Origin of the sequence: Gracilimonas sediminicola, from assembly GCF_024320785.1 — a bacterium.
GTDB lineage: Bacteria > Bacteroidota > Rhodothermia > Balneolales > Balneolaceae > Gracilimonas > Gracilimonas sediminicola.
In genome coordinates, this window is the sequence record NZ_JANDBC010000001.1 from 620,062 (window position 1) to 644,877 (window position 24,816).

Annotated in this window: 26 protein-coding genes; 15 read left to right on the plus strand and 11 right to left on the minus strand. The window is 43.4% G+C overall.

Features of this window, described 5'->3' with window-relative positions; translation table 11 throughout:
- Positions 1–14 precede the first annotated feature (14 nt).
- From NM125_RS02845 to NM125_RS02855, 3 genes are all read right to left on the minus strand, one after another.
- Positions 15–2,363: an SLBB domain-containing protein gene (locus NM125_RS02845; RefSeq protein WP_255132659.1), complete on the minus strand. Its 2,349-nt coding sequence runs from the start codon at positions 2,361–2,363 to the stop codon at positions 15–17.
- A 222-nt stretch (positions 2,364–2,585) separates the two neighbouring features.
- The gene (locus NM125_RS02850; protein ID WP_255132661.1) at positions 2,586–4,652 is read right to left on the minus strand and encodes a ComEA family DNA-binding protein; all 2,067 of its coding nucleotides are present in this window, start codon (positions 4,650–4,652) and stop codon (positions 2,586–2,588) included.
- Positions 4,652–5,470, minus strand: coding sequence for a hypothetical protein (locus tag NM125_RS02855; RefSeq protein WP_255132663.1), 819 nt, complete (start codon positions 5,468–5,470; stop codon positions 4,652–4,654). The genes NM125_RS02850 and NM125_RS02855 overlap by 1 nt, the downstream gene beginning before the upstream one ends.
- A gap of 27 nt (positions 5,471–5,497) precedes the next feature.
- On the opposite strand from NM125_RS02855, the gene porD reads away from it, so the two are divergent.
- The 4 genes from porD to NM125_RS02875 all read left to right on the plus strand — a co-directional run bounded on the left by porD (position 5,498) and on the right by NM125_RS02875 (position 9,715).
- A complete protein-coding gene (gene porD / locus NM125_RS02860) occupies positions 5,498–6,427 on the plus strand; it encodes a type IX secretion system protein PorD (RefSeq protein ID WP_432419281.1) in 930 nt (309 codons plus the stop codon).
- Positions 6,428–6,511: 84 nt separating this feature from the next.
- Positions 6,512–7,282: an electron transfer flavoprotein subunit beta/FixA family protein gene (locus NM125_RS02865; protein ID WP_255132665.1), complete on the plus strand. Its 771-nt coding sequence runs from the start codon at positions 6,512–6,514 to the stop codon at positions 7,280–7,282.
- Between the two features lie 54 nt (positions 7,283–7,336).
- A complete protein-coding gene (locus NM125_RS02870) occupies positions 7,337–8,311 on the plus strand; it encodes an electron transfer flavoprotein subunit alpha/FixB family protein (RefSeq protein ID WP_255132667.1) in 975 nt (324 codons plus the stop codon).
- A gap of 78 nt (positions 8,312–8,389) precedes the next feature.
- Positions 8,390–9,715, plus strand: a complete 1,326-nt coding sequence (locus NM125_RS02875) for an FAD-dependent oxidoreductase (RefSeq protein WP_255132669.1) — start codon at positions 8,390–8,392, stop codon at positions 9,713–9,715.
- A gap of 32 nt (positions 9,716–9,747) precedes the next feature.
- Here NM125_RS02875 and NM125_RS02880 read toward each other — a convergent pair whose 3' ends face one another.
- On the minus strand, positions 9,748–10,092 hold the full coding sequence (locus tag NM125_RS02880; RefSeq protein ID WP_255132671.1) for a four helix bundle protein: 345 nt from the start codon (positions 10,090–10,092) through the stop codon (positions 9,748–9,750).
- A gap of 109 nt (positions 10,093–10,201) precedes the next feature.
- On the opposite strand from NM125_RS02880, the gene NM125_RS02885 reads away from it, so the two are divergent.
- Entirely contained in the window at positions 10,202–10,504 is a 303-nt protein-coding gene (locus tag NM125_RS02885) for a ferredoxin family protein (protein ID WP_255132673.1), read from the plus strand.
- Here NM125_RS02885 and NM125_RS02890 read toward each other — a convergent pair whose 3' ends face one another.
- Both NM125_RS02890 and NM125_RS02895 read right to left on the minus strand, forming a co-directional pair.
- Positions 10,505–10,885, minus strand: a complete 381-nt coding sequence (locus tag NM125_RS02890; protein WP_255132675.1) for a type II toxin-antitoxin system VapC family toxin — start codon at positions 10,883–10,885, stop codon at positions 10,505–10,507.
- Positions 10,882–11,094: a hypothetical protein gene (locus tag NM125_RS02895; RefSeq protein WP_255132677.1), complete on the minus strand. Its 213-nt coding sequence runs from the start codon at positions 11,092–11,094 to the stop codon at positions 10,882–10,884. The genes NM125_RS02890 and NM125_RS02895 overlap by 4 nt, the downstream gene beginning before the upstream one ends.
- Before the next feature lie 117 nt (positions 11,095–11,211).
- Here NM125_RS02895 and NM125_RS02900 point away from each other — a divergent pair, with 117 nt between their 5' ends.
- The 3 genes from NM125_RS02900 to NM125_RS02910 all read left to right on the plus strand — a co-directional run bounded on the left by NM125_RS02900 (position 11,212) and on the right by NM125_RS02910 (position 15,257).
- Positions 11,212–12,984 (plus strand): DUF2207 domain-containing protein, encoded by a 1,773-nt coding sequence (locus tag NM125_RS02900; protein ID WP_255132680.1) that lies wholly within the window; start codon positions 11,212–11,214, stop codon positions 12,982–12,984.
- A 220-nt stretch (positions 12,985–13,204) separates the two neighbouring features.
- The gene (locus NM125_RS02905) at positions 13,205–13,954 is read left to right on the plus strand and encodes a DUF4382 domain-containing protein (RefSeq protein WP_255132681.1); all 750 of its coding nucleotides are present in this window, start codon (positions 13,205–13,207) and stop codon (positions 13,952–13,954) included.
- 127 nt (positions 13,955–14,081) lie between these two features.
- On the plus strand, positions 14,082–15,257 hold the full coding sequence (locus NM125_RS02910; RefSeq protein WP_255132683.1) for a DUF3095 domain-containing protein: 1,176 nt from the start codon (positions 14,082–14,084) through the stop codon (positions 15,255–15,257).
- Here NM125_RS02910 and NM125_RS02915 read toward each other — a convergent pair.
- Positions 15,254–16,294, minus strand: coding sequence for an LLM class flavin-dependent oxidoreductase (locus NM125_RS02915; RefSeq protein WP_255132685.1), 1,041 nt, complete (start codon positions 16,292–16,294; stop codon positions 15,254–15,256). The genes NM125_RS02910 and NM125_RS02915 overlap by 4 nt on opposite strands.
- Before the next feature lie 282 nt (positions 16,295–16,576).
- Here NM125_RS02915 and NM125_RS02920 point away from each other — a divergent pair, with 282 nt between their 5' ends.
- Positions 16,577–16,789: a hypothetical protein gene (locus tag NM125_RS02920; RefSeq protein WP_255132687.1), complete on the plus strand. Its 213-nt coding sequence runs from the start codon at positions 16,577–16,579 to the stop codon at positions 16,787–16,789.
- Positions 16,782–17,135: a DUF488 domain-containing protein gene (locus NM125_RS02925; RefSeq protein WP_255132689.1), complete on the plus strand. Its 354-nt coding sequence runs from the start codon at positions 16,782–16,784 to the stop codon at positions 17,133–17,135. Before NM125_RS02920 ends, NM125_RS02925 begins: the two co-directional genes overlap by 8 nt.
- Here the strand turns inward: NM125_RS02925 and NM125_RS02930 are convergent.
- From NM125_RS02930 to NM125_RS02940, 3 genes are all read right to left on the minus strand, one after another.
- Positions 17,110–18,369, minus strand: coding sequence for a hypothetical protein (locus tag NM125_RS02930; protein WP_255132691.1), 1,260 nt, complete (start codon positions 18,367–18,369; stop codon positions 17,110–17,112). The genes NM125_RS02925 and NM125_RS02930 overlap by 26 nt on opposite strands.
- Positions 18,370–18,451: 82 nt before the next feature.
- Positions 18,452–19,804, minus strand: coding sequence for an oxygen-independent coproporphyrinogen III oxidase (gene hemN / locus NM125_RS02935; protein ID WP_349294177.1), 1,353 nt, complete (start codon positions 19,802–19,804; stop codon positions 18,452–18,454).
- 163 nt (positions 19,805–19,967) lie between these two features.
- The gene (locus NM125_RS02940) at positions 19,968–20,537 is read right to left on the minus strand and encodes a DUF420 domain-containing protein (RefSeq protein WP_255132695.1); all 570 of its coding nucleotides are present in this window, start codon (positions 20,535–20,537) and stop codon (positions 19,968–19,970) included.
- A 391-nt stretch (positions 20,538–20,928) separates the two neighbouring features.
- Here NM125_RS02940 and NM125_RS02945 point away from each other — a divergent pair, with 391 nt between their 5' ends.
- From NM125_RS02945 to NM125_RS02960, 4 genes are all read left to right on the plus strand, one after another.
- A complete protein-coding gene (locus NM125_RS02945) occupies positions 20,929–22,146 on the plus strand; it encodes a site-specific integrase (RefSeq protein WP_255132697.1) in 1,218 nt (405 codons plus the stop codon).
- Positions 22,147–22,350: 204 nt separating this feature from the next.
- Positions 22,351–23,022 carry a hypothetical protein gene (locus NM125_RS02950; RefSeq protein WP_255132699.1) on the plus strand — a complete coding sequence of 224 codons (672 nt, stop codon included), beginning with the start codon at positions 22,351–22,353 and terminating at the stop codon, positions 23,020–23,022.
- A gap of 165 nt (positions 23,023–23,187) precedes the next feature.
- Positions 23,188–23,439, plus strand: a complete 252-nt coding sequence (locus NM125_RS02955) for a DUF3892 domain-containing protein (RefSeq protein WP_255132701.1) — start codon at positions 23,188–23,190, stop codon at positions 23,437–23,439.
- Positions 23,440–23,457: 18 nt separating this feature from the next.
- Positions 23,458–23,727, plus strand: coding sequence for a helix-turn-helix domain-containing protein (locus tag NM125_RS02960; RefSeq protein ID WP_255132703.1), 270 nt, complete (start codon positions 23,458–23,460; stop codon positions 23,725–23,727).
- Positions 23,728–23,749: 22 nt separating this feature from the next.
- On the opposite strand, the gene NM125_RS02965 is transcribed toward NM125_RS02960, so the two are convergent.
- A complete protein-coding gene (locus tag NM125_RS02965) occupies positions 23,750–24,070 on the minus strand; it encodes a hypothetical protein (RefSeq protein ID WP_255132705.1) in 321 nt (106 codons plus the stop codon).
- A gap of 34 nt (positions 24,071–24,104) precedes the next feature.
- Here NM125_RS02965 and NM125_RS02970 point away from each other — a divergent pair, with 34 nt between their 5' ends.
- Positions 24,105–24,695 carry a hypothetical protein gene (locus NM125_RS02970; protein WP_255132707.1) on the plus strand — a complete coding sequence of 197 codons (591 nt, stop codon included), beginning with the start codon at positions 24,105–24,107 and terminating at the stop codon, positions 24,693–24,695.
- Positions 24,696–24,816: the final 121 nt, after the last annotated feature.

Sequence of the window (24,816 nt, forward strand, 5' to 3'; positions counted from 1 at the left end):
TAAATACTCACTAACTAATTAAAAGCTCTTTCTGCGAGTATAATAATAGTCAATGCGCTGGTAAGTGTGGCAACAGATTTTTGCAAAATTTCTCCTGCACTCTGCTTTTCTGATTCGGGCTCGGGCAACTCATAAATCACGTTGATGCGTGCACCATCCTCAACTTTGGGATTTTGTTTGAACCATCCTTTGCGTCGAACCTGGTATATAGCGCCATTGGCTTGTGTGAGCTGAACGTATTTATAACTGTCTTGCTGCATACCCCCGGCTTGGTCTAAGTAGTAGGTTAAGCGTTCATCTGGTTTGAATTTAATGAACCCGTCAAGAGCAACATTTCCGGTAACCAAAACGGTATTCGGGATTTGGGGGACCCAAATAGAATCACCAGACTTTACAAAAATTTCCTGGGTTCTATCTCCCTGGAGTAATTCCCGAAGGTTAATTATTACTTCCCGATCACCCCTGAATAACCTCGCCCCTGCGGCATAAGCCTCCCTGGTTAGGCCTCCGGCTCTCTCTATTACTGTTGAAAGCCTCTCATTTTCTGAAAGAATGGTATAGGTGCCGGCAAATTCAACTTCTCCTTCAATAGATATAAACCGCTGTTCATTAAAGCGTGGGTTTCGTCGGATGTACACCTGGTCCCTGTGTTGAAGATCAAATGTTTTGGCGTTATCAAGAATAGGCCAGAAATGTTCCACAGAATAAAAATCATCTTTCTTTTCTGAATCTGAAGTCAACTCATGTGTGAGTTTACTGGTGAGCATATTCTTACTCGTCGTTTTCTCCGTTCGGGTGATTTCTGCATCCCCAATGTAAGCAGCTTCGGTAAATCCGCCGGCCTTCAAAATCAAATCTTCCAGGCTCATGTTCTCGCTGTATTTGTAGCGGCCGGGTTTACTCACCTCTCCGGTTATATTCACATATCTCTGATCAATGAGCTCAACGGTATTTCTAAAAACCTGAAGCTGATCTCTTTTTTGTAGCGTTATATTTTGGCTTGAGCCTTCATTTTCAATTATTGCCTGAAGATCAACACTAAACACCGTGGTGGTCGAGTCATCATTGGTTCGCGTAAGTATGGCTCTTCCTAAAAAGGCATCGTCTCGCAAACTGTCGGCGGCTAAGATCAGGTCTCTGATTGTCCTTATTTTTTCAGAAAGCTCATAAATTCCGGGTTGGTTCACTAACCCTGCAATCTGCACATAGTCATCAGATACTTCTGATATCTTGAACATCCGAACTTTATCCTGATCAAAGAGCTTAACTTCTCTTTCTCCGGATAAGACCTCCTTTAGCGGATAATCAATTATTTGCCGGGCAAAGCTTGGATCCTCTCTTTGCTCAATAGGTATCACTCTGCTAATCTGGAAACGATCTCCATACGCCTCAGACTTCACCCCGCCCGCAAACTCGATAAGCTGACTTAACCCCTCATCAGGTTTCATTTCATAAATCGCTGGCCTTCGAATTTGCCCCTGAACCGAAACGGTACTTTCTCGAGGAGGGATAAAAATTCTATCATTATTCAGTAAGGGTATATTCTGATTATCCGTACCATTTAATAAAAGCTCATACAGGTCAATAGATGCTACTTGCTTACCTTCCCTGATAATCCGAACATCTCGCAATGAACCGGATATTTTAGGCCCGCCAACTCCATACAGCACATTAAAAATGGTAGAATTATGGGTGAATGAATAGCCTCCGGGATTCTTCACTTCGCCCAGCACAAATAACTGAATTGGTCTTAACCGGGTTACGGTCAGATCAATAAAAATGGTTGGAGGATCTTTAAGCAAGCCGGAGTAGCTTTTTCCAAGCCTCACTTTTAAGGACTCTCTTAAGTTTGAAAGTCTTTGTCCCGCAACCGTTACCATACCAATGTTTGGGATCAAGATTCTGCCTTCCACATCTACCTGTAGCTCGTATTGGAATTCCGTGGCTCCCCAAACAGTAAGCCTTAACTGGTCTTCCGGGCCCACAACGTAGCCATCCCCAACAGGACCTACCGTTCTCGGTTTAAAAGGATCAGGAGTGTCTGAAAAAATATTATAACCGAAATATTCTAAACCCGAAGTATCTTTAGATGTGGTAGTATTAGGGACGCTATCCTGATCAGTGCTTGCACTTAAAATTATATCATCTGAGCTCGTTAAATTTCCACTGAGATCTTCTAACCCGGTGCCGCTGGTATCACCCCTGTTATTTAGTCTAAGGTCAATCAGCCACTCCTGGATTTGCTCTTCTGAAACTCCCCTTGCGCGGGCAACTCTGGCTATTTGATCCGGATCGTTAGGATTAATTCCGGCCTGCCTGGCCAGCTCCTGCGCCTGTGATAACGTTAAGTTTCTTCGTGACAACTCCTGCTGTACTGAACTTTGTGCATTCGCAGAAACAGCTGAAAAAAATAAACCAACCCATAACAAAATTATAACTCGCATACCCATAACATATAGTTTAGTCTAACCTAAGTTCTCTCGTATTGTATTTACCCCTTGTTTTTCTTCTTTCAAAATAGAAAATAACCGCCAACTAGCAACGGCATATTCTCAAAAATTACGATTTATTAATATGCAATCGTTTCAAAACTGAAGTCTTACCTGCAAACCCAAGGAGTTTCTCACACTTCCCTCCACCTTACCGAGCCCACTGCCAATCACCTGCGTATCTTCAAAAATGGTGATGCCATACTTAAACCAAAGATCCATAAATTCAGTTACTTCATATTTTACAGTCACGTACGCACGCTGACCGCGATCATATAGAACCGTATTTGAAAGCACATACAACAAATCACTTTCAAATTGATATACTCTTGTTGAAAAACTTTCCGTATCGAATACAGAGACCCGGGCATCAATCCTTAGCCCATCAGTCGGCTGTAAGCGAACATCCTGATACATCAAAAAACCTTTTTCCCAGGAATCCCCCGCCTCTTTATTGCGCGCGAATTCTACCCGAGAGCGCAAGCGAACTGCCGTACTAACCTGATATTCAAAATTAGCTCGAATACTCGCTCTCTTTTCCTTGCCCAAGTGCAATTCTTTTGCTCCCCGCTCATTGGTAATTTCAAATTCTTCATCCTGAAGTTCATTTCTAAGCAGTACATATACATTTAGTTTCGGGGTGAATTTCACATCAACCAAACCCAGCATATCGAAGCCGCCGGTAGCCTGAGAAGTGGCGAAACGTGGAGCTGCAAACCGGTATTGGTCCACATACCCGCTCAATGATATTTTTTGTGTAAGCTGATGACGAATTCCAACATAGAACCCTTCTTCATTCTGAGGTGCAGAGGACAGTTCTCCAAATCCGCTCGACAGGAATGACTGAAAATCCCGCTGATAGTTGCGGTAAGAAAGTGCAAGTTCTGTGTTCTCGGCAATCGGAGCCTCCAAACCTGCAACCGCCCCTAAGCCCCCATTCTGGCTGCGTGCTATCTCTCCAAAAACAAAAGCACTCCCTGCAAGCCCCCTATAATCGACCCCTACAACCGAATTCTCAGAACCTTCAAAGTCATATAAATTACTCAGGGAAGTACCTTTTGCTATGTAGCTGGTGAATTCATTGTAGTAACCACTTACACCGAGTAGTCCAATGGGTGTATCCAGTCGGGCACGGCCCCCAACTACCATTTGATCGATATTATTTTTCCGTTCCAGTTCACTTTCTGTTCTGTGGAAGCCGGCCGAGCTTGGGAATCTTGTGGTGTCTCCGTTTATGACAGAAGCTGTCCGGGGCCGATTGGAATAAAAGGTGGTCAGTTCCAACGTCTCACCATAAGTGGCGGCAACTCCCCTGAAAAAATCCGTCTCCTGAGCAGAAGAATAGGCTTTTACCCCGCGTTCATTTTTACTGATGGTTCCTATCACCTCACGACCCTTCCCAAAAGCGCCACCGGTCCAAAGTACTAAACCCTGACCAAAGCTCAGGCTGTAATCCCCGACTACAAAATCTTTCAGTTTTCCGTTATCGGTTAAGGCAATATGGCCTGAGTTGTAGTCAAATCCGGTTATTCCCTGCAGGGTTTCACCGGGGTCTTTTTCCTGGGTCAGATTTATTGAGAGATGATTGCTGGTGATCCGAAATCTCTGATAATACTTGGCAGGACTCCCAAGATATCCACCGGCAGAGTCCGGTTCCCTGAAGCCTTCCCGGGTTTGCAGGTTTTGTTGATAGCGGGAAAAGACTTCGACTTTCCGGTTTGCCATCCAGTATTCGGGCCTTAGATACAAATCCCGAAACTGGGATTCTGCCCCTCCAATAGTCACATATGGAGCCATTCGCTGATAAGTTGCTTCGCCAACCCCCCGAACCTCCAGAAGTTCACGTTTCTCCTCAAAGGGCTTTGCCTTTCGGAAGTCGATGATGGCCCTGGCAATTTTGAGGTTAATGCCGGGTACCTGAAGCAGGTCATCCAATCCCCCGCTGTTTATATTGACCGGATTGGCTGAAAGGTCTTCCAAAAACTGCGTCAGCTGTTCACCTGCCTCCCCGGCTTCTTCCGTATCTAATTCTTCAAAAGCTTTCTCGAGTTGTTCCTCAACTCCGGTGGCTGTAGTATCTTCCTGGGCAGATATATATGCAGGGCAAATCAGCATCACCCCAAATAAAGACAGATACGCTATGACTATCCAACCCTTGCCCATCAAAAATAGATCATAAAATCGAGGCCCGGACTAAAGCCCAGCACTTCGTGTTTTTGAACCGCGAAATTTATATCCCATTGGTCTCTGCCGTATCCGAACCCGAGCGAATACGTCAATGGTCCGGTTGTAATGCCCACTCTTCCTTTCAGGTTTTCGATGACTTTTACCTCCACGCCTCCCCGGTATGCCACCGGAAAGCTGACGTCCTTTACCACATCGAAAGCAAATAAGGCTAATTCATTCAGAGCATATGAAAAACCGATAGCCGTTTCACGAGGCAAATCTTCCCTGATACCTTTATAGGAAGCACGATTTATGTTTATTGTTTTGGCGCCAATCCAGAGATTATTGGTAATCTCAGCGGCTACACCGATATCCACCCCAATGGCTCCACCTGAACCATAATCCCCGCCGAATGAAATATGATTATAGTTACCGGCCAACCCGAAGTGCAGCATCTGCCACTCGTTTTTATACCCAATCCTTAGTCTCGTTTCATTGAAAATATTATCTCCATACCGGTGAAAACCCACAGAGGTAACCCCCAATTTTGTTGGCACGCGCGCCAATGCCGACATATCGGTGAGTTCGGAGAAACCATAATTTCGCAGCCCATAAAATCCAATGGCAATATCTTCGTTAGCGGAGAGGGCAGGATTTGAGAACAGGGACCAGTCGTAACCGGGAAGTGCCGTAGTGGCTTGTCCCATTCCTAACCCACGGGCCCCCATCGAAAGCTGGGCGAAGGCAGGCATGGAAATCAACCCCAGAATAATTCCCAAAGAAAATTTATTTAGAACGTGTCGTATTCGTATCATTAGAACCCCAAATGTCGACAAATAAATATGATCTCTCTCAGTAACTCTATCTTTAAAATAATAAAGCCCCTTATTTTTTGTGGGATATTTTTTCTGATCTCTCCTTTTACCTCAAAGGGGCAGGAATTTGATTGTACAGTTACCGTAAATATTGATCAGCTTGAAGGGTCATCATTCAATTATTTGGAGAACCTGAAACCCACTCTTGAAAATTACATTAACGAGTACCAATGGACGGAGCAGGACTTTGCCGAGGAAGAACGTATTGACTGCCAGATCCAGGTAGCCATCAACAGTGGAACCTCCGATTACACCTTTTCTGCAGAAGTGGTATTCCAGGTTCAGCGCCCTATCTACAATACCACGGCCAAAACAACTACGGTTCTGCTCAGTGATAATGCCTGGCAGTTTTCCTACCCGGAAGGAAAGAGCCTCATTCATGATGAGCTCCAGTTTGATGCACTCACCGGTTTCATCGATTTCTATTGCTATACCATGCTTGGGTATGATTTTGACACTTTTTCCGAACACGGAGGCGATCCCTACTTTGGGAAAGCACAGAATATTTTAAACCTTGCAGAAAGCACGTCTGCCATTGGGTGGACGCGCAGCACTAACAACCGGCGAAACAGAAATACCATGATCACTGATCTGGTTTCATCGAACTACCGGCCATTGCGAACGGCCTACTATCGGTACCACCGCCTTGGGCTCGACCAGTTTGTAACCGATCCGGAAATCGCCCGTGAGGAGATTTTAAGTGCCCTGAAAACCATTCAGGAGACCAAACGAAGATCAACCAGCAACTTCCTTTTTGATATCTTCTTTGATGCCAAAGCCCGGGAAATTGCCGCTGTATTTGATGAAGCCGAAACCGATGTGCGGTTGGAAGCTTATGATGTTTTACAGGATACGGATAAGGGACATTTATCTGAATACGAAAGCTTGCAGAACTAAAATATTTATCTGCTGGTTTTGTATATTAGCCGCCCAAAAAAGCGGTTCCATAACTGAATTTATTAAGACGAAAAATTATAGCGAATGAAATTTTACGTATGTATTAAAATGGTGCCTGATGTTAACGCACCTCTTCAAATAAAAGACGGACAATTAATTCAGGATGCTGACCGGATGATTCTCAATGCCTACGATGCTTCCGCAGTTGAAGAAGCCCTCGTGCTAAAAGAGAAACACGGCGGTGAAGTTGAAGTTGTATGCATCGGTTCGGCCAAAGCTTCGGAGACCATTCGTAAGGCGCTGGCCATGGGTGCAGACAAAGCCACCCACATTCAAACATCCGGTGATGAGCAGTACGATTCCGGATCTTACGCCCGCATTCTTGCTAAATTTTTCGAGGATAAAGAATACGATGTACTTTCTCTGGGTAAGCAATCTCAGGATACCGACTCCGGCTTAACCGGTAGTATGGTAGCTGAACTTCTGGAGCTTCCTTATGCTACAAACGCGGTTGGACTTGAAGCCCAAGAAGGCAAACTCATCGTAAAACGACAGGGCGATTCCGGGCAGGAGATGATTGAACTGCCTACTCCATGCGCTGTTACCTGCTCTAATGATATGAATGAGCCGCGCATCCCCAACCTGAAAGGAATTATGGCATCCAAGCGTAAGCCGGTTGAACAAATCGAGCTTTCTGCTTTAGGATTAAGTGAAGACCAACTGACACCCAACACTTCTGTAAAAGGGTATGAAGAAAAACCCGGACGCGAGCCCGGCAAGAAATTTGAGGGTGAACCGGATGAGATTGCCCGCGAAGTAGCACAGCTTCTGGATACCGAAGCAAACGTACTTTAAAACATCTCAGCTTAAGCCAAAACTGAATTCAAGCAAAAGAAATTAACCAAACTCATGAGCACAATTCTCACACACATTGCCATCTCAGACGGTAAAATCAAGCGTTCTTCCCTGGAAGTTTTATCTCATTGCAAAAAATTAGCCGAGTCCGGTGGCCACTCTGTAGAAGCTGTAATAATCGATGAAAAAGCTTCTTCCTTTGTTGACGGAGTAAAAAAATACGGGGCTTCTAAAATCTATACCGTTGAAGATCCCATTTTCAAAAATCACATGAACACCCCATTACTGAAGGCTTTGGCTAAAGTGATGGAAACTGCCAATCCATATGTATTTGCATTCGCATCCACAGAAGGTACCAAAGATATTTTAGGTGCTTTGGCTGCCAACCAGGATGCAGCAGTACTTCCGGATGTTTCTTCTTTTGAACTCGGTGATGGCGGCATTACCGCCAAGCGCCCGGTAATGGCTGCGAAAATCATTGCCAATACCGAGGCAAAAGGTGATAAGATTTTAGTTTCCGTTCGCTCAGGCTCATATGATTTAGTTGAAAATGAAACCAATGCCGAAGTTGTAAATATTGACTTCAGCATGGATGACAATGACCTTAAAGCTACGCTTAAAGAAATTATTTCTGCTTCCGGCGACACAATCGACCTGAACGAAGCTGAAGCCATTGTTGCAGCAGGACGTGGTGTAAAAGACGAAGAAGGACAAAACCTGATCTCGGAGCTGGCTTCTGTACTGAACGCGGGTATCGGCGCATCCCGTGCCCTAACCGAGGCCGGAGTTTACGACCCGAGTTTACAGATTGGTCAAACCGGGAAGGTGGTTTCTCCTCAACTGTATATCGCCGTGGGTATTTCAGGAGCCATTCAACATGTGGCCGGCATGGCAAATTCCAAAGTAATTGTAGCCATTAATAAAGACCCTGACGCACCCATCTTTGAAGTAGCTGACTACGGGATTGTCGGAGACTTGTATAAAGTACTCCCTCCCTTCATCGAAGAAATCAAAAAAATCAAAAATTAGTAGAGAGCTATGAGTTTTGAGTGATGAGTTTAACTCTTTCATTCAAAACTCGAGACTCCTAACTCAAAACTAATCCATATGGACGAAAAGTTTGATTGTATTGTAATTGGTGGTGGAGTAGCCGGACTGGCTGCAGCCATGACCCTCGCCCGAAACAACATGAAATTCCTGCTAATTGAGCGAGGTGAGTTTGCCGGCTCCAAGAATGTTTCCGGTGGCGTGTTGTGGGGAAGCGACCTTGCCAAGCTGGTTCCCAACTACTGGGAAGAAGAAGACGGAGGCTGGGAGCGTTTTATCAATCATCGCCGGCTTACTTTTATGGATGAGCAATCTACTTTCTCCTTAGACTTTAAGTCGTCTCATTTTAATGAGCCCCCCTATTCCGGTGTTGTTGTGCTTCGGTCAAAGTTTGACAACTGGCTCTCCGGTAAAGTTCAGGAGGCCATCGATGCTTCCGACTATGCCATGGACTCCTTCATTGCTACCAATATTAAGGTGGATGAAGTACTCATGGAGAATGACAAAGCGGTAGGCATCAAAACCGGTGAGGACGAATTTCATGCCGATTCGGTAATTATCGCTGAAGGAGTAAATAACTTACTGACCCGCCAGGTTGGGCTCCAGGATAAGTATGTGCCTGCAGACCACATGCTTACCGGAATAAAGGAAATCATTCGCTTTGATCAGGAAGTGCTGGAACAAAAATTTCAGCTGAACGGACTCAGCGGAATGAGTAACGAATTTGTAGGCTGGGCTACCGATGGTGTAGAAGGCGGTGGATTTCTTTACACCAACCGCGATACGATTTCGCTGGGTTTGGTACTGGGAATCAAAGACATGCGTGAGAAACAGAAAAGTCCGCATGATATTCTGAATCACTTCAAAACCCATCCTACCATCGCTGACATTATAAAGGATGGCGAGATTGTTGAGTACTCGGCTCACGTGGTTTCCTCCGGTGATAAGCGAGCCATGCCTAAAGAATTATATAAAGACGGCATCTTGCTGGCCGGTGAATCTGCCAACTTGCTGATGAATGCCGGTAAAGCTATTCAGGGAATGGACTATGCGATGCGTTCCGGTATTCTCGCAGCTGAAACCATTGTAAAAGCCAAAGAAAAAGGAGATTTCACATCCGCCACGCTGAAAGAATATCGCAAGGTGATGGATGAAAGTTATGTAATGAAAGACATCAACGGTTTCCAGGATGCAGTGCATCTTCTCCACACCGAAACCATGCAACAAAAGGTCCCGAATTTAGTTTGTGACTTTGGACGTCAGTTCTTCACCATTAAAAATGAGCCGACTCCAAAATCGAAAGACATGCTGAAAGGGGCGATCAAACGTCATTCATCTATCTGGGAATTGGCAAAACTCGGATTCAAAGCAGGAAAATCATTATAAGCGAAAGGTGAAAAGGCAGAAGGAAAAAGTATTTATATCATATTTGACAGCATAGCAAATACTTCGTTTGCCAGCTTTTCCACCTTCTTTGTGTTATTGTTATTTAGATAATTGAGATTAATAGAGATTTCAAGTTGTGTATCAAGTTCAACTAAAGAAGATCTGGATATCCGATAGAATCGCTTTCGATCTTTTTCAGATTTTCTTGAAGCACCTTCTGATAAATTGGAAGGAATTGAAACGGCAGCTCGTCTCATTTGACTTGTTAAGCCAAAAGTTTCAGCCTTTGGATAATTTTCAGTTAATCTGTAAATCTCACTAACTAATTCGACACTTTTTTTGTAAACGTTTAACTGTTTGTGATTCAAATTGATCATAATACCCCGTGTTGATTAATGATTCACAAATAAATACTTAAAAAAATTCAATCTGAAAAGTCAGCAAAGTTCACCTTTGCCTTTTCACTTTTCACCAAATAGAAAAGACATGAAAAACTTAAAACTCACGGAACGACTCGGACTTGTAAGCTATCGTAATCAGGCAAAGTCGGAGATAAAGGCACATATTGTTGTTGATACGGACATTTGTAATTCAAGCTGTCCGCATAAATGTACTACCTACGTTTGTCCCGCAAATTGCTATACGATGGACGACAACGGCAAAGTTCACTTTCAGGTAGAGGATTGCATTGAATGTGGCACCTGCATGTATGCCTGTGACCAGGGAGCGGTAGACTGGAATTATCCGGACCCTGAAATCGGCCGTGGTGTTACCTGGAATTTCGGGTAATTAAAAACCTAAATTCTGAAGCTTATCATCCTTTGTAGCCAGGGGAAATTCATTCAGCAAGGCCGTTGCTACAATTAAACGATCGGCCGGATCATCTGGAAAATCGGCAGGTAATTTGTCCTGGGCTAAAATCACATCCTGATCAATCGGTATCACTTTACAAACCTGAGGCCTTGTAGCCATTTCAATCCATTTTTTGAAAGAAGGCTTCAGGTCAATCACTCCTTTTCGGGCCAGCATTTCCGTTTCCCAAACCGAAGCGGCTGAAATGGCAATTTCGCGTTGCGCTGCCGACTCATCCAAAGTTTCCCTCTCCTCCTTAGTTAAAGGTCCTTCATCCAACAGCCACCACAACCAGACGTGCGTATCAAGTAAAATCATTCTTCAAATCCTGATTTATCGGCGGAAAGCCCGGACGCTGTTCCCTTCCCTTTTAAATCTTTCCAGGGAGTACCCTGAACATCCTTCGTTTGGTCAAGCTCATTGGTTAATGACCGGATGATAAGGTCTTTGAGGCTAATGCCTTCTTCAACAGCCTTTATTTTGGCTTTTTTCATCAGTTCGTCGGGTAAATCTACAGAAGTTCTCATGCCGCTAAACTATGCATATTTATGTTTATATGTCAACGTTATAACATCTCGTATTTTTTTGAGTAGAAAAGATGATTATGTATCCTTCAGGATCTAAAATAATGCAACCATCAAGACATGAAATTTTCGAAATTCTGCTTTCTGTTTGTCACTTTTTTCACTTTTATCCTATGCAATTTTACGGCTCAGGCAAAAGAATATTCCATACCTGAGCTAAGGATAGAAGTATCGGTAAATCCCGATGGCACTGTCACCATTACCGAGCACCGGACTTATGTATTTGATGGGGACTTCTCGTGGGCCAATTATGAACTTCCCAAATCCGGCTTTTCAGCCATCCGGAATATCCAGGTTTCTGAAAACGGATCTGAATATGTAAACCTGAACTCAGAAGAGCCCGGCACTTTTCTGGTGGAAGAATCGAGCCGTTCGTTCAATATTAAGTGGTTTTATGAGGCGGAAAATGAGGAAAGAGTGTTCACTATTTCCTACACCCTTGAGGGAGCGGTAGTAATAGGGCCGGAGTGGAGTGAGTTGTTTTGGAACTATGCGGCTGCCGGGCGGGAGAAATCCACCGATGAGTTATCCATTCTCTTTCAACTGCCTGAGGTGGTTGCCGACTCCAATGTGCATTCCTGGGTGCGTGAACCGGCCTGGGAGATAGAGTCAACTTCTTTCGATAGAGGGCTGCAATTTACCGGTTCTGATATTAGTCGTAGTCAGGCGGTAGTGATAAGAACTGTATTCCCTACTTCTGTTTTTGATCCCAGCCGTATCAGTATCACCGACCGGGGTTTTTCACTTGCATGGGCCCGGAATGACGAGGCCAATTACCGGGAGCAACAAATCGCGGAAGCGGAAGAACGCGAACGCATGATGACCTACGGCATTGAGTTGGCTGTAATCATTGCTGGTTTAAGCATCCTGTGCTTTATCTATTTTTATCGAAAATATGGAAGCAGACATCAGATCAATTTATCCCGCAATGAAAGCTTAATGATTCCCGGAAAGCAACAACCCGCGGCCATTGGCTGGCTTCTCATGCACCGAACGATCACCGGCGCACATGTAACGGCCACTCTTCTCGATTTAGCCCGGCGGGCATATTTTGTGATCAATGAAGCCGAACCTGAAAAAGATGACAGCTGGTTTGCGAGTGCTTCTACTGAAAACACCTTCCATATTACAGACGCTCAAAAAGAGCCGGATTCAACCCTTACAGAGTGGGAGTTGTCTCTGCTCAGTTTCGTAAAAGAACGGATTTCAGAGGGACATAACGACATCAGCAAAATATTTAAGTTTACCGATGGTAACGTTTCCAAGTGGTATAGCAGCTGGAAAGATGAACTTAAGTCCTTTGCCGAGAAACAGGGCTGGATAGATGCGGCAAGCTATAAGGGAGCCTGGTGGAATTTCGGCATTCAAATGATCTTCATGCTGACAGCTTTGGCCGGTATTTTCATCCTTCATCCCGTAGCTGGCCTGGCAGCGATTGTTGTATTTGTAGCTTCAGTATTATCCCTTTCTATCATCCGCAGAACGCCGAAGGGTGAAGAGTTGTACAAAAGCTGGAAAAATTATCAGGAAGCACTAAAAAATGCCAAGGATTATTCCATACCCGACCATCACCTCGGCCGGCATTTTATTTACAGCATCGCATTTGGATTGAGTAAAGATCATATCGAGCACATTTTTGAGCAGAATCCCGGGGCCGCATCTGCTATTACCTGGATAATTATTATGCCGGGAAGCGACAGTACACCGGCGAGTATTGCCACCTCATTCAGTAATCTCGCGGCAACCGGAACAATATCCTCGGGTGGAGGGGTTTCCGGTGGGGGTGCTTCGGCAGGATCAGCCGGTGGAGGCGCCTCAGGTGGAGCCGGTTAAATAAATAATTTACTTTGCCTTACAACACTATATTAGAATCTACCCCTTATTTGAAACTTAAGTAGTTCACACTTGTTGGAATAAGTGAAATTCCAATCAATCAACCACAAAAATGAACTACTTATTCAAGAGACTTAGATTTTTATCGCTATTAACGGTACTTATAGGTGTATTTGCTTTCACCGCGTGCAACACGAACAGTGGATCGGGTACCGGAACTATGAAAATTTCTTTGACCGATGCTCCCGCTGCTTATGATGAAGTTAACATCGAAATTCGGCAGGTTCTTGTAAATCAGGATGAAGATGCTGATGAACCCAACGATAACGGTGAAGACAATGATGAAGGTGAGGAAGACAACGGATGGTACTCCATTCTGGATGACTCCATGACCGTGAACCTGTTGGACTATCAAAATGGAAACACCCTTGAGTTAGGTGAGACTGAACTTGAAACCGGACAATATAATCAGGTTCGTCTGATACTCGGTGATGATAACACCGTGGTAGTAGATGGCGAAACTTACGCTCTTGCCACGCCGAGCGCACAACAGTCGGGACTCAAGCTTTTGGTGAACGCCAATGTAGAAGAGGATCAGGTATATGAGTTAGTTATCGACTTTGATGCTTCTCAATCTATTGTAGAAACCGGAAATGGGAATTACATCCTTAAGCCGGTACTCCGCACTGTTAATTTAGAAGAACAGGCGAGTATTGCAGGAACCGTTCTGCCGGTGGAAGCCGAGCCCTTTGTGTACGCCATAGTTGGGCAAGATACTGTTGGGACTCAGCCTGACAATGAAGGTAATTTCAAACTTGTAGGGCTTGAAGATGCCACCTACAACGTATCCTTCAACCCCACTAACGATGCCTACGCCGATTCCCTTGTAGAAGGAATTGAACTTGAAGACGGTGAGGAATTTGAGTTTGAGGAAACCATTGAGTTAGAAAGTTCCGGAGTTCTCAACTAATCCAATTCGTTAATTATATCGTATATAACAAAGCCCGCTTTTTTAGCGGGCTTTTTTTACATCAACTATTCACAAATTAATTTGTTATGCTATGAACCGCATATAACCCATTTGCAAACCCACAATTATGAACGCCCAAGAGTTTTACGAAAAACTGAATACCGTTTTTTCTTTCCGGGAGGTTTCTGATCATTCTTTATATACCCCCCTCCCTGACGATTGGTACATTGCCCTCGCTGATGTGAGAGGATCAACAGATGCTATACGCCTTGGGAAATATAAAGAAGTAAACATGGCGGGTGCTTCTATCATCGCGGCATTGAATAACCTCTATAAAAAAGAAGACCTCCTTCCCTACCTTTTTGGTGGTGACGGATCTCTGATAGCACTTCCGAATAAGAAAATTGAGAAGGTCAAAGGCGTATTGGCATTCTGCCGTAAAGCGGTTAAAGATGCCTACGGACTTGAAATGGCCATTGGCATTATACAGGTAAAAGAAATCCGGGAGATGGGACATGATGTAAGTGTAGCCCGGCTGGCTCTGTCCGAATATTTGGATCAAACCATTTTTTGGGGAACCGGGGTAACCTTTGCCGAACAGCTGATAAAGCAAGAAGACCGGCTTAAGGATACTGACCCGGTTGAGGCTGACTTTACCGGATTGGAATGCCGATGGAGCCAGGTGCCCAGCGATAAAGATGAGGTGGCTGCCTACATCATACAGTCATTTAAAAAAGATGATGAAAGAAGTGCTGAAATATACGAGCAGTGTTTTGAGAAGATCGAGGAGATTTACGGCACCGAAGACAGCTTTCATCCCCTGCGGGAAGACGATTTACAAATGACCACCAACCCACTTCTTCTTGGGGTGGAGTGGAAACTCCGAACCCAGCCGCCTTCCCTGTTCAAAAAACTGAAACATATTGGGATGATGATCTTTCAGCTTGTCACCGGGCTATACCTGATGAAGTTCAAAAAGAAAACCTCTGCCACCAACTGGGGAAATTACAAACCCGATTTAGTGCGCCACGCTGATTACAAGAAATTCGGAGACGGCTTGCGCTTCGTGGCCTCCGGCACCATTCAGCAACGAATGGAAATGACTGAGTTTTTGGAGGGCTTATTTAATGAAGGCAGTGTTGTTTACGGAGTTCATGCATCCTTCGCAGCAATGGTAACCTGCTATGTAAGGAGTTACCAAAGCAATCACATTCACTTTGTAGATGGTACCGAGGGCGGCTACGCAAAAGCTTCTCAGGAGCTTAAAAGCCGGAGGGCTCAACTTGAAGCTCAGGTCCATTAAGCAGGAGAAGCCTGATTCAATTTTTTACGAACGACCGGAGCAACTTCTTTGGCAAAGAGCTCAATAGAGCGTAAAAGCTTTTCATGCGGAACGCTTCCCACGCTCATCTGAAGCAGGAACCGGTCATGATTAAAGATCTCATGCTGGTACATAATTTTATCAATTACATCCTGTGGGCTTCCTACTACATTTGCTCCTTTTAAAGTGATTGATGCATCAAACTGCTGTCGACTCATCGGAGGCCACCCTCTCTCCTTTCCGATTTTATCCATGGTAGTTTTAAAAGCCGGAAAAGCAATATCAGCGGCTTCCTGTGTGGTTTCTGCGATGAAACCGTGGGAGTTTATACTCAATGCAGGTTTGGGTTGATTGTGCTCTTCGGCAGCACGACGGTGGAGATCGGCTATTTGTTTAAACTGAGCCGGTTGACCTCCAATAATGGCAATAGCCATAGGCATTCCCATTGCTCCCGCTTCATAGGCCGACTTTGGCGTTCCGCCAACTGCCCGCCATACCGGCATTTTATCCTGATAAGGCTGAGGATATACACCCCTGTTATTAATGGATGGTCGATATTTACCCTGCCAGGTGATTTTCTCTTCTTCCCTAAGCTTCATCAACAACTTCAGTTTTTCGGAAAAAAGCACTTCATAATTTTGCAAATCGTAGCCGAATAATGGAAAAGACTCAATAAAAGAACCGCGACCTACCATAATTTCTGCCCTTCCTTCCGTAAGCAGGTCAATGGTCGAAAATTGCTGAAACACCCGAACCGGATCCTCCGAACCGAGTACAGTAACCGCACTGCTCAACCGGATATTTTTGGTACGGCTCGCAGCGGCTGCAAGCAGCGTTGATGGTGAAGACGAAACGTACTCTTCCCGGTGATGCTCCCCAATGGCATAAACATCCAGCCCAAGTTCATCGGCCAGTTCAATTTCTTCCATCAGGTTTTCAAGCCGTTGAGACGGATGTAACGTTTTCCCGCTTTCAGCATCAGGGGTGTTTTCTACAAAGGTATATATCCCAAATTCCATAAATAAATATATGTCTTCACAACTACGATTATCTAAAAAGGTCAACTCAATAAACTTTGGAGAAGTTCGATTGAATTGCTTGCCTAAAGTATAGAACCGATTTCACATTCTCGGTTCCAAAATATCGAGCTCATTTCTTAACGTGATTTTATGGTTCGTTTAGTCACCAAACTGAATAGAATCGAAAGGATTTATTCTGTTCATTAATTTATGTACTCTAAGTGGCAAACTAAGACTTCTGAAATTGCCTAAAGTGAAATATTAACTCAGGTATTCATGTATATGAATGACAAAGAAGAAAAAAAGCATTCAACTTCACTTAACACCAAGCAAATTGAGTGTATAAGAAATGCATGTATCGAAGCAGCAAAGGAAGGTTTCACGGATGCTTCTATGAGTGGGCTTTGTATGGAAGGTGCTATTGAGGCTGCTATCGGGTCTATTCAATCACTGGATATTCAACAGAAGATTAAGGAAAAGCCTAACGGTGATTAAACTAAAAAGGGTATATCAGGAACCGGCTGAGGATGATGGCTACCGAATTCTTACCGAACGGCTGTGGCCACGCGGGGTTTCTAAAGAGCGTGCTAACCTGGACGAGTGGATGAAAGGGGTAGCACCCAGCCACGAGTTAAGAAAATGGTTCGATCACGACCCTGAGAAGTGGGATGAATTCAAAGACCGCTACCGGAAAGAGTTATTTGGTTCTGAGGCTGTTCAACAACTTATTGACACGGTAGAAAAAGAAGATGTCGTTACCTTTGTATTCGCATCCAAAGATGAGGAACACAACAGCACAGTTGTTCTGAAAGAGTTTATAGAACAACTTCTTTCCGAATAACTTCTACGGATTGATGTTCCTGATCAACCATCTTTTTCAGTTTAATCCAGAAAAACAGAACAGATATAACCGGGAAAATCGCGGCTAAAGCCAGCACGTCAAAAATCCAAGGCCCGCTAAGAGATTCCGGCCATAGTGTAGTCATCAAAACAAGGCTCATTATCAGCAATACTACAGATCCCAGTACAAAGTAGAAGTACTTCTTTTGCATGTTGGCCATGTGATGGAGAAACCAAATCACGCCAACCGTGAATGCTCCCAATAAAGTGGTGTGCAGGTATAGTATTCGCGTACCATGATCAGAGAGCCACATTTCCATTGGTGAAACAGAGGCCACAAGCTGCATCACCGACTTAATCACGAGAAAGAGTAACGGCCAGATCCAGATTGAGATATTACTCCACCTGTTCTTTATAGCGGAATAGACAAACAGCAACACCCCTTCTGCTATAAGTACGCCTCCGGTACGGGCAGCCACCGACAAGTCGAAATTAATAAGTCCGTCAGCAATTCCATACGGGAATGTGAGCGGTGCCCCGATGGCAATCAACCCAATTAACACTGTGGGGGAGACTTCAAATTCATCTTCCTTTAATTGCAAAGCTTTGGCAACCAACCCCATCAAAACTAAAATTACCCACCCTTCAATAAAGGTTGCGAGGAAGAAATGCGTGAGTGCTTTGGGTAACAATACCCCGCCAAAATTTGTCACCTGTAATACTCCAACCGACCAGGCGCCAAGGGAGCTCACAAATAACATCACCAGGGCGCCATCAAAAAATGGATTCGGTGTATATCCTTTCTTTCTTCGGCGGGTGATCCAATATCCGGCCATAAATCCATACCAGCCCAGCATTACCATCCCCGAAAAAATAACAGACAAGGGAAGGGAAGCGTCACCAATAGCTATGGGTTTATACCCATAAAGCAGAAACGGGGGGAAGGACAGTAAGCCAAATATAACAATCCACCAAAGTGCGTTTTTCATTAAACGAACCCCAAAAGCGGCGTGGTAGCCCGAAACGATATCCAGCTTAATCAGGTATAGCGGTAACAGAGACGCCCACCCGAAAAACATCAGGTGTGAATGGGCGTGCCTCATATTCTCCAGGTTCAGATCCACCGGTAGTGGCTCTACAAAACCAAACCGGAAAAGAAAGCCTGTGAAGCCAGCCAGCACAAAACTGAACATGGCCCACTGCCAGATTCCTGAATTTTTTGCTAATGAAGTCATCAAACAATCCCTCTGTTAATTTCTACTGACAAAGAATACATCCATTTCATTAAGGTTAGATGAAGATGTTGCTTATAGTTAATCATACGGTTTTAGAAAACAAGTTCTCTCTGGGCTTGCTTTCCTGAAGTTTGCGGTCGAAGGCCATACAGATATTTCGTACAAATGGAATTCCTTCTTTTGTAACCGTCACTTTACGGCCGTTTATATGAACCAGTCCGTCAGATACCAATTCTTCTAAATCTTCCTTGATCATTTCGAATAAAGGATAATCACCCTCAAACTCCGTTTCAAAACGACACATGATGTTCAGGATATTTTCGCGTAGCAACAGGTCTTCCGTACTCAACAGGTGTCCTCTAAAAACGGGTAAATTTCCCTCTTCCACTTGCTGCCGGTAATCTTTAAGCTTCTTTTCGTTCTGGGCAAAACTATACCAGCTGTCGCTAATGGCCGACATTCCCAAACCGATTAAGGCTTTTGTTGAACCGGACGTGTATCCCATAAAATTACGATGCAGGTCCCTGGCCTTCATTGCCTGATACAAGGAGTCGGACGGCAAAGCAAAATGATCCATACCTATTTCCCGGTATCCGTTTTCAAAAAACATGTGTTTTCCCAGCTCATACAACGCTCGCTTTTCATGATCTTTGGGCAGGTCTTTTTCATCAAACCCCCGCTGACCGTTCCCCTTCATCCAGGGCACATGCGCATAACTGTAAAAGGCAATCCGATCCGGGCGGAGCTCATTCGTTTTTTCAATGGTATTCTCTATGCTTTCCCGTGTTTGATGAGGCAGCCCGAATACCAGGTCATGATTTACAGAAGTGTAACCAATTTCCTGTGACCAATCATGAACCCGTTTCACATTTTCAAATGGCTGAATACGGTTGATGGCAAACTGTACCTGCGGGTCGTAATCCTGAACTCCATATGAAACCCTCCGAAATCCCAGATCATACAAAGTCTGCAGATGCTCTTTGGAGGTATTATTCGGATGCCCTTCAAAGCTGAATTGATAATCTTCTGCGAGTTCCGCTTTCTCCAGTATTCCATTGATAAGTCTTTCAAGATTGGATGTACTGAAAAAGGTGGGCGTTCCTCCACCCAAATGGATTTCCCGAATCATCGGAGTAAGCGGTAGAAAATCCTGGTATAACTGCCATTCCTTTAGTACTGTTTGTATATAAGGAACTTCCACGTCGTGGCGCTTGGTAATTTGCTTATGACACCCGCAAAAAGTGCACAAGCTTTCACAGAACGGAAGGTGAATGTACAGGCTAATCCCATCCGCATAGCTTTCCACGAACGAACTTATCAGGGTAGATTCCCAGTCAGTGGTAGTAAACTCTTGCTCGTTCCAAAACGGAACCGTTGGATAGCTGGTGTAGCGCGGACCTGGTACGTTATACTTTCTGATTAATTTGGTATTCATCATGCCTCATAGATTTATGAAGCCATAATACCCGTTGTTTTTGAAGATTTGGTGAATTCTCAGTTTAAAACATCGAACAAGGAACAACGAACATCGAACTTTGAACTAATGTAGAAAGACACCTTAAACGTTAAAAGTTGGATGTTCCTTGTTGGGTGTTCTTTCAACCCCAGGTTTTAAGCATTAAAAATACCAGTACCCCGGTCACTGAAACATATAGCCAGATGGGGAAGGTCCACCGGGATACTTTTTTGTGGGTTGAAAACTTGCCGCTTAGTGCAAAGTAAAAACTGGAAAGCACCAGCGGCACCACAAAAACGGAGAGGACGATATGCGTTATCAGTATGAAGAAATAAACAGGACGGATAAAACCTTCGCCCATGAACTTGGTATCTCCCAGAAAATGGTGGTACACCACATAGCTCACCAGAAATAAAGAGGAAGTCACAAAAGCTGCGAGATTAAACCGCATGTGTTTCTGAAAATCCCTGCGTTTTATTTCCCGGAAAGCCAGCACTAAAAAAATGGTACTCAGAAAATTCAACCCCGCATTTACGGCCGACAGGTTCTTAATCCATGGAACCGGAGCCTCGGCCCCTTCCTTAAAATAGATCAGCCAAAAAAGAAAAAGTACGGCCACAATACTCAGCCCGGCTATCAGTCCGATGGCCTTCTTCGCGCTGATTTGTTCTAATATTTTTGATGATTCAGGTAAGGTGAAATTTTCAGGCATGTCTAATTAAAACTGTACTTGTTGGGAAAATATATAAATGCTATAAACAGTAATCACCCGTTCAAAATTTCATCAGGCTATAAATTCATCAATCTCTAAAGGTGTTAAACCCGTTTATTGTGCGAAATAAAAAAAGCCTCCCGAACTTAATCAGGAGGCTTTGGTAGTGGCGGGGGCAGGATTCGAACCTGCGACCTTCGGGTTATGAGCCTTACCCATTCTGGCATGATATGGCCTCAAATGTATTCAAAATACCGTTTTACAGCTATTTAAAGCGCACTTGAAAACACACCATATCAAGTTAAACCGCCAAATGTTTGACCTATGTTGTACCCATTTTAGAAAAAGAATCCTTATGTTGTCTCAGGCACTCATTAAAGCAACGTGACTTATGGCTTCTTTAAAGGTACTACTGCGGACAAATAAACAAAAGAAAGACGGCACCTCTCCCCTCGTCTTGCGGATTACGCACAACCGTAAATCACGGTATATATATTTAGGTCAATATCTGGAAGAGAAGTATTGGGACTTTGATAATCAGCGTGTCAAAAAATCCCATCCCAATTCTAAGCGTCTGAATAATCTTATTCTAAAGAAATTGTCAGAAGCGAACGATACTGTCCTTGAGCTTGAGACCAAAGATGATCCGGTCTCTGTTAAACAGATCAAGAATAAGGTCAAAAACAGTAATGCTGATATAAGCTTTTTTGATCTGGGTGAGAAACGTATCAAAGAATATGAAGATAAAGGTACGTTCTCAGTAGCCCGTGCCGATCAGTCGATCTTGAACAATGTTGAAAAGTTTAATGGTGGCAAAGACCTATACTTCCATGAGATAACCGTTTCCTTCTTAGAGAGATTTAAAACCTACTGCCTAACGGAACTCAAACACAAGAAGCGTACGGCCACAAATCAACTGATGCTGATACGCACTCTATATAATAGGGCTATTAAAGAAGGTATTGTGGATGAGAAGAACTATCCCTTCGGTGGTGATAACGTCTCGATTAAATTGAGTTCTGGAAACAAGATTGGATTAACCGAAGAAGAAATCAGAACTATTGAAGAGATGGAGTTCGAAAAAGATACATCCATCTGGCATACAAAAAATATCTGGCTCTTCTCATTCTACTTCGCCGGAGTGCGAATATCAGATGTTTTATCATTAAGATGGTCTGACATTAAGAATGACCGTCTCTACTATGAAATGAGTAAGAACGAAAAGCCTGTCTCTTTAAAGATCCCGGATAAAGCCATTGAGATACTAGAGGCATATAAACCCGATAAACAGTCTAAGAACGATTACGTGTTTCCTTACTTAAAGGAAGCCGATCAAGATGATGAAGAGGATATATTTCGAAAGTCACGGAATGCGGCTCGTCTATTTAATAAGTGGCTGAAAAGAATTGCTGAGCAAGCTGAGATAGATAAGAACTTATCCAACCATATCTCCCGTCATTCCTTTGGTAATATTGCTGGAGAGAAGATTCACCCGCTCATGCTTCAAAAACTTTACCGTCATTCCAACCTTAAAACGACAATTAATTACCAGGCTAACTTCATCAATAAAGAGGCGGATGACGCACTTGATAAGGTCATAGACTTCTAAAAAAAACTACGACATTATTTAATCTTCAAATTGACATTTGCGCTTTATCGATATAGCTTTAAATAGGCTTTACAGGAGCCCGACACTCACCGTCTCGAAGCGCAAAGCACTGTTTATGAGTAATATTCTAATTGTATTAACCTATTGATATGCGAATAGCATTTGGTGAGTGATGTTTGATGCTTATTAAAAAAAGGAAATACAATGAATTCCAATCTACTTCTCATAAAAAAGCTAGCCAAGAAAATAAACAAAGAAGAAGCTTTGCCCCACCATAAAGCTTTAGACAAAGCCTCAATAGAATACGGCTTTAATAATTGGAAGCATGCTCTGAATTCTCATGAATACAATGATGAAGTACCCAGTATACTCAAAAAAGGTACATTGGTATATCTCAAAGAGGCTGGCATTGATGGTATTGTTTTTAATGACGATTCAAGTTTGATTGAATTATGCACCGATAGAGGTGGAAATGTGCTTGCCACTAGAAATGATATTAAAGTTTATAAGAATCAGTCTCGGGCAAAAAGCTTTATGCCACTCAGACTCTACTTGCCTTACGGAATTTGGTATAAAAAAGATGGCACAAAGGTCTTATTCAATAGAAACTATAACCCAATTTGGTCAAAATCTCCGGATGGAGAAATCTCCAAGTCTGATCCAAAAATGTGGGTTGATTTCATTGACGATAAAATCTTTTATGAAGGTACGAGCCTATATTGGGATCATCCTAAAATTATCGAGATCGCAAAAAAGGTGCTTTTGGATTGGGGAATTTCTCCAAAAGATAGTCCCATCAACTGCAACTCATACAATGAAGCACTCAAATTAGGAGATTCATCTCTTATAAATGAAGCTTTTTATGGTGGTAGATAGTAAAATAAGCACATTTAAATAGCTTAAAATTAATTCCTTACAAAGTTTTTTGAGAAATTTTGTAAGGAATACCATTCTCATCGCTCTAACTGTATAGGGGATACTATAGTTATTTCGGGTAGTTCTATACTCCATTCATAATATTTATAATTAAGGTACAGACATATGGCAGATCGAAGAGTAAAGAAAACGGGCAAAGATAGTGACGGGGATATTACATCTCTTTGTGGCGATTGGGGTGAAGCCACAAAAACACAAGCGATCAATCACATAGATGGAAAGATTCACACCTACTATGTTGAAGAAGCAGGCTATAGATCAGATGTTCATACCTATACTGAGAATGGTAAGAAGCACCTTAAAACCTATGCGGATGCCACGTCCGATAACAATCTGGACAATCTTCCAGACTGCTAATCAGCAAACAACTCTTACATGGAAGTCATCTGTCTTGAGACAGAGGCGTTTTATACTCTGATCGACACGGTCGTAGAGCGTCTTGAATCACAATCACCGGACATTGAGAATAAATGGATTGATACTGAAGAGGCCATGAGCCTCCTTGGTATCAAATCTAAAACCACGTTACAAAAGTATCGGGACAACGGGGATATACGTTTTACTCAGCCCCGTAAGAAGATCATACTGTATGATCGGGATTCCATCTTAGATTTTTTGGAGGGGAATGCGAAAGAGACCTTCTAAAATATCGCTGAATTCACTGCAATTAATGAACGGTGCGATCACTGTCGATAATATCCTCTGGCCGTTTCATTTTACGGTACCTGAAATTATGAAGCGATCTCGACGTCTCTTTGCTCATTTCAATGTTTCCCAAAACTTGTTGTCTGAGACTGTCGAATTCACTCCAAGTAATATCTCCCTGATCGGCTTCGGTCAAAAACTCAGCCAACATATGTGTGTACCACTCTTGGTCAATGTCATTAATAAAATATTCTGGGAACTCACCACCGAAATGCTCAAGCAACATTTTGTGTGCTCTTTCCATGTTCTTTTCTGGGATTTCTTCTGGTTTCAAATTCTTCATAGTCGTCCCCTTAATTTTCATAATTATACCATAGATGTCTGAACGTAATCAATACATATCCCTGCTAAGGCAACTCAAAGAGGATGAGCAAAAAGCTATGAATAGGCTACTCCTGCGCCAAGAGGCTGAATATGAAGGTCGAGGCATACGCCCGGGTGAAGACGCATCATTGGATAACAAATTCATTTCACAAATTGAGGCTTTAGAAGACACCTTTGATGAGAGACGATCATCTTTAAAAGATCACAGGAACCAAGATAAGCTCAATGAATTTTACCAAGAATTTATACAAGAGCCTGATCCCTACGGCTTAGGCCAAACTCCGGACGGGACTGACCGCCCTATCGAACCAGATGCAGAATCCGATTATTTCAAAGGCTTTACTCAAGGCTATAAACTTCAAGAGCTAGCCCCTGATATCAATGAAGCTTTTATCAATTCAGGTAATCCGAATGATGAGCGTATTCAGGGTATGAAAGATGGTCGTGAGCAACACGGCAAGGATAAGGATTTGGAGTCTAATATCTCACCTGAGATTTGGGATGAGTTGAATACCAATAAGGGTGAAATCGAAACTGGTCGCTCCCAAACTAAAGAGCCTGATAAGGGCAAGGATATAAACTAATCTTAATTCTGACGTTATTGATCTCGACACAACCATACTAACCTTTCCAAATTCTGGTAACACACCGGATGATATCTGGACACTTCGCGATGCGGTTCAAGGTGTTCAGGTTTTTGGTGGT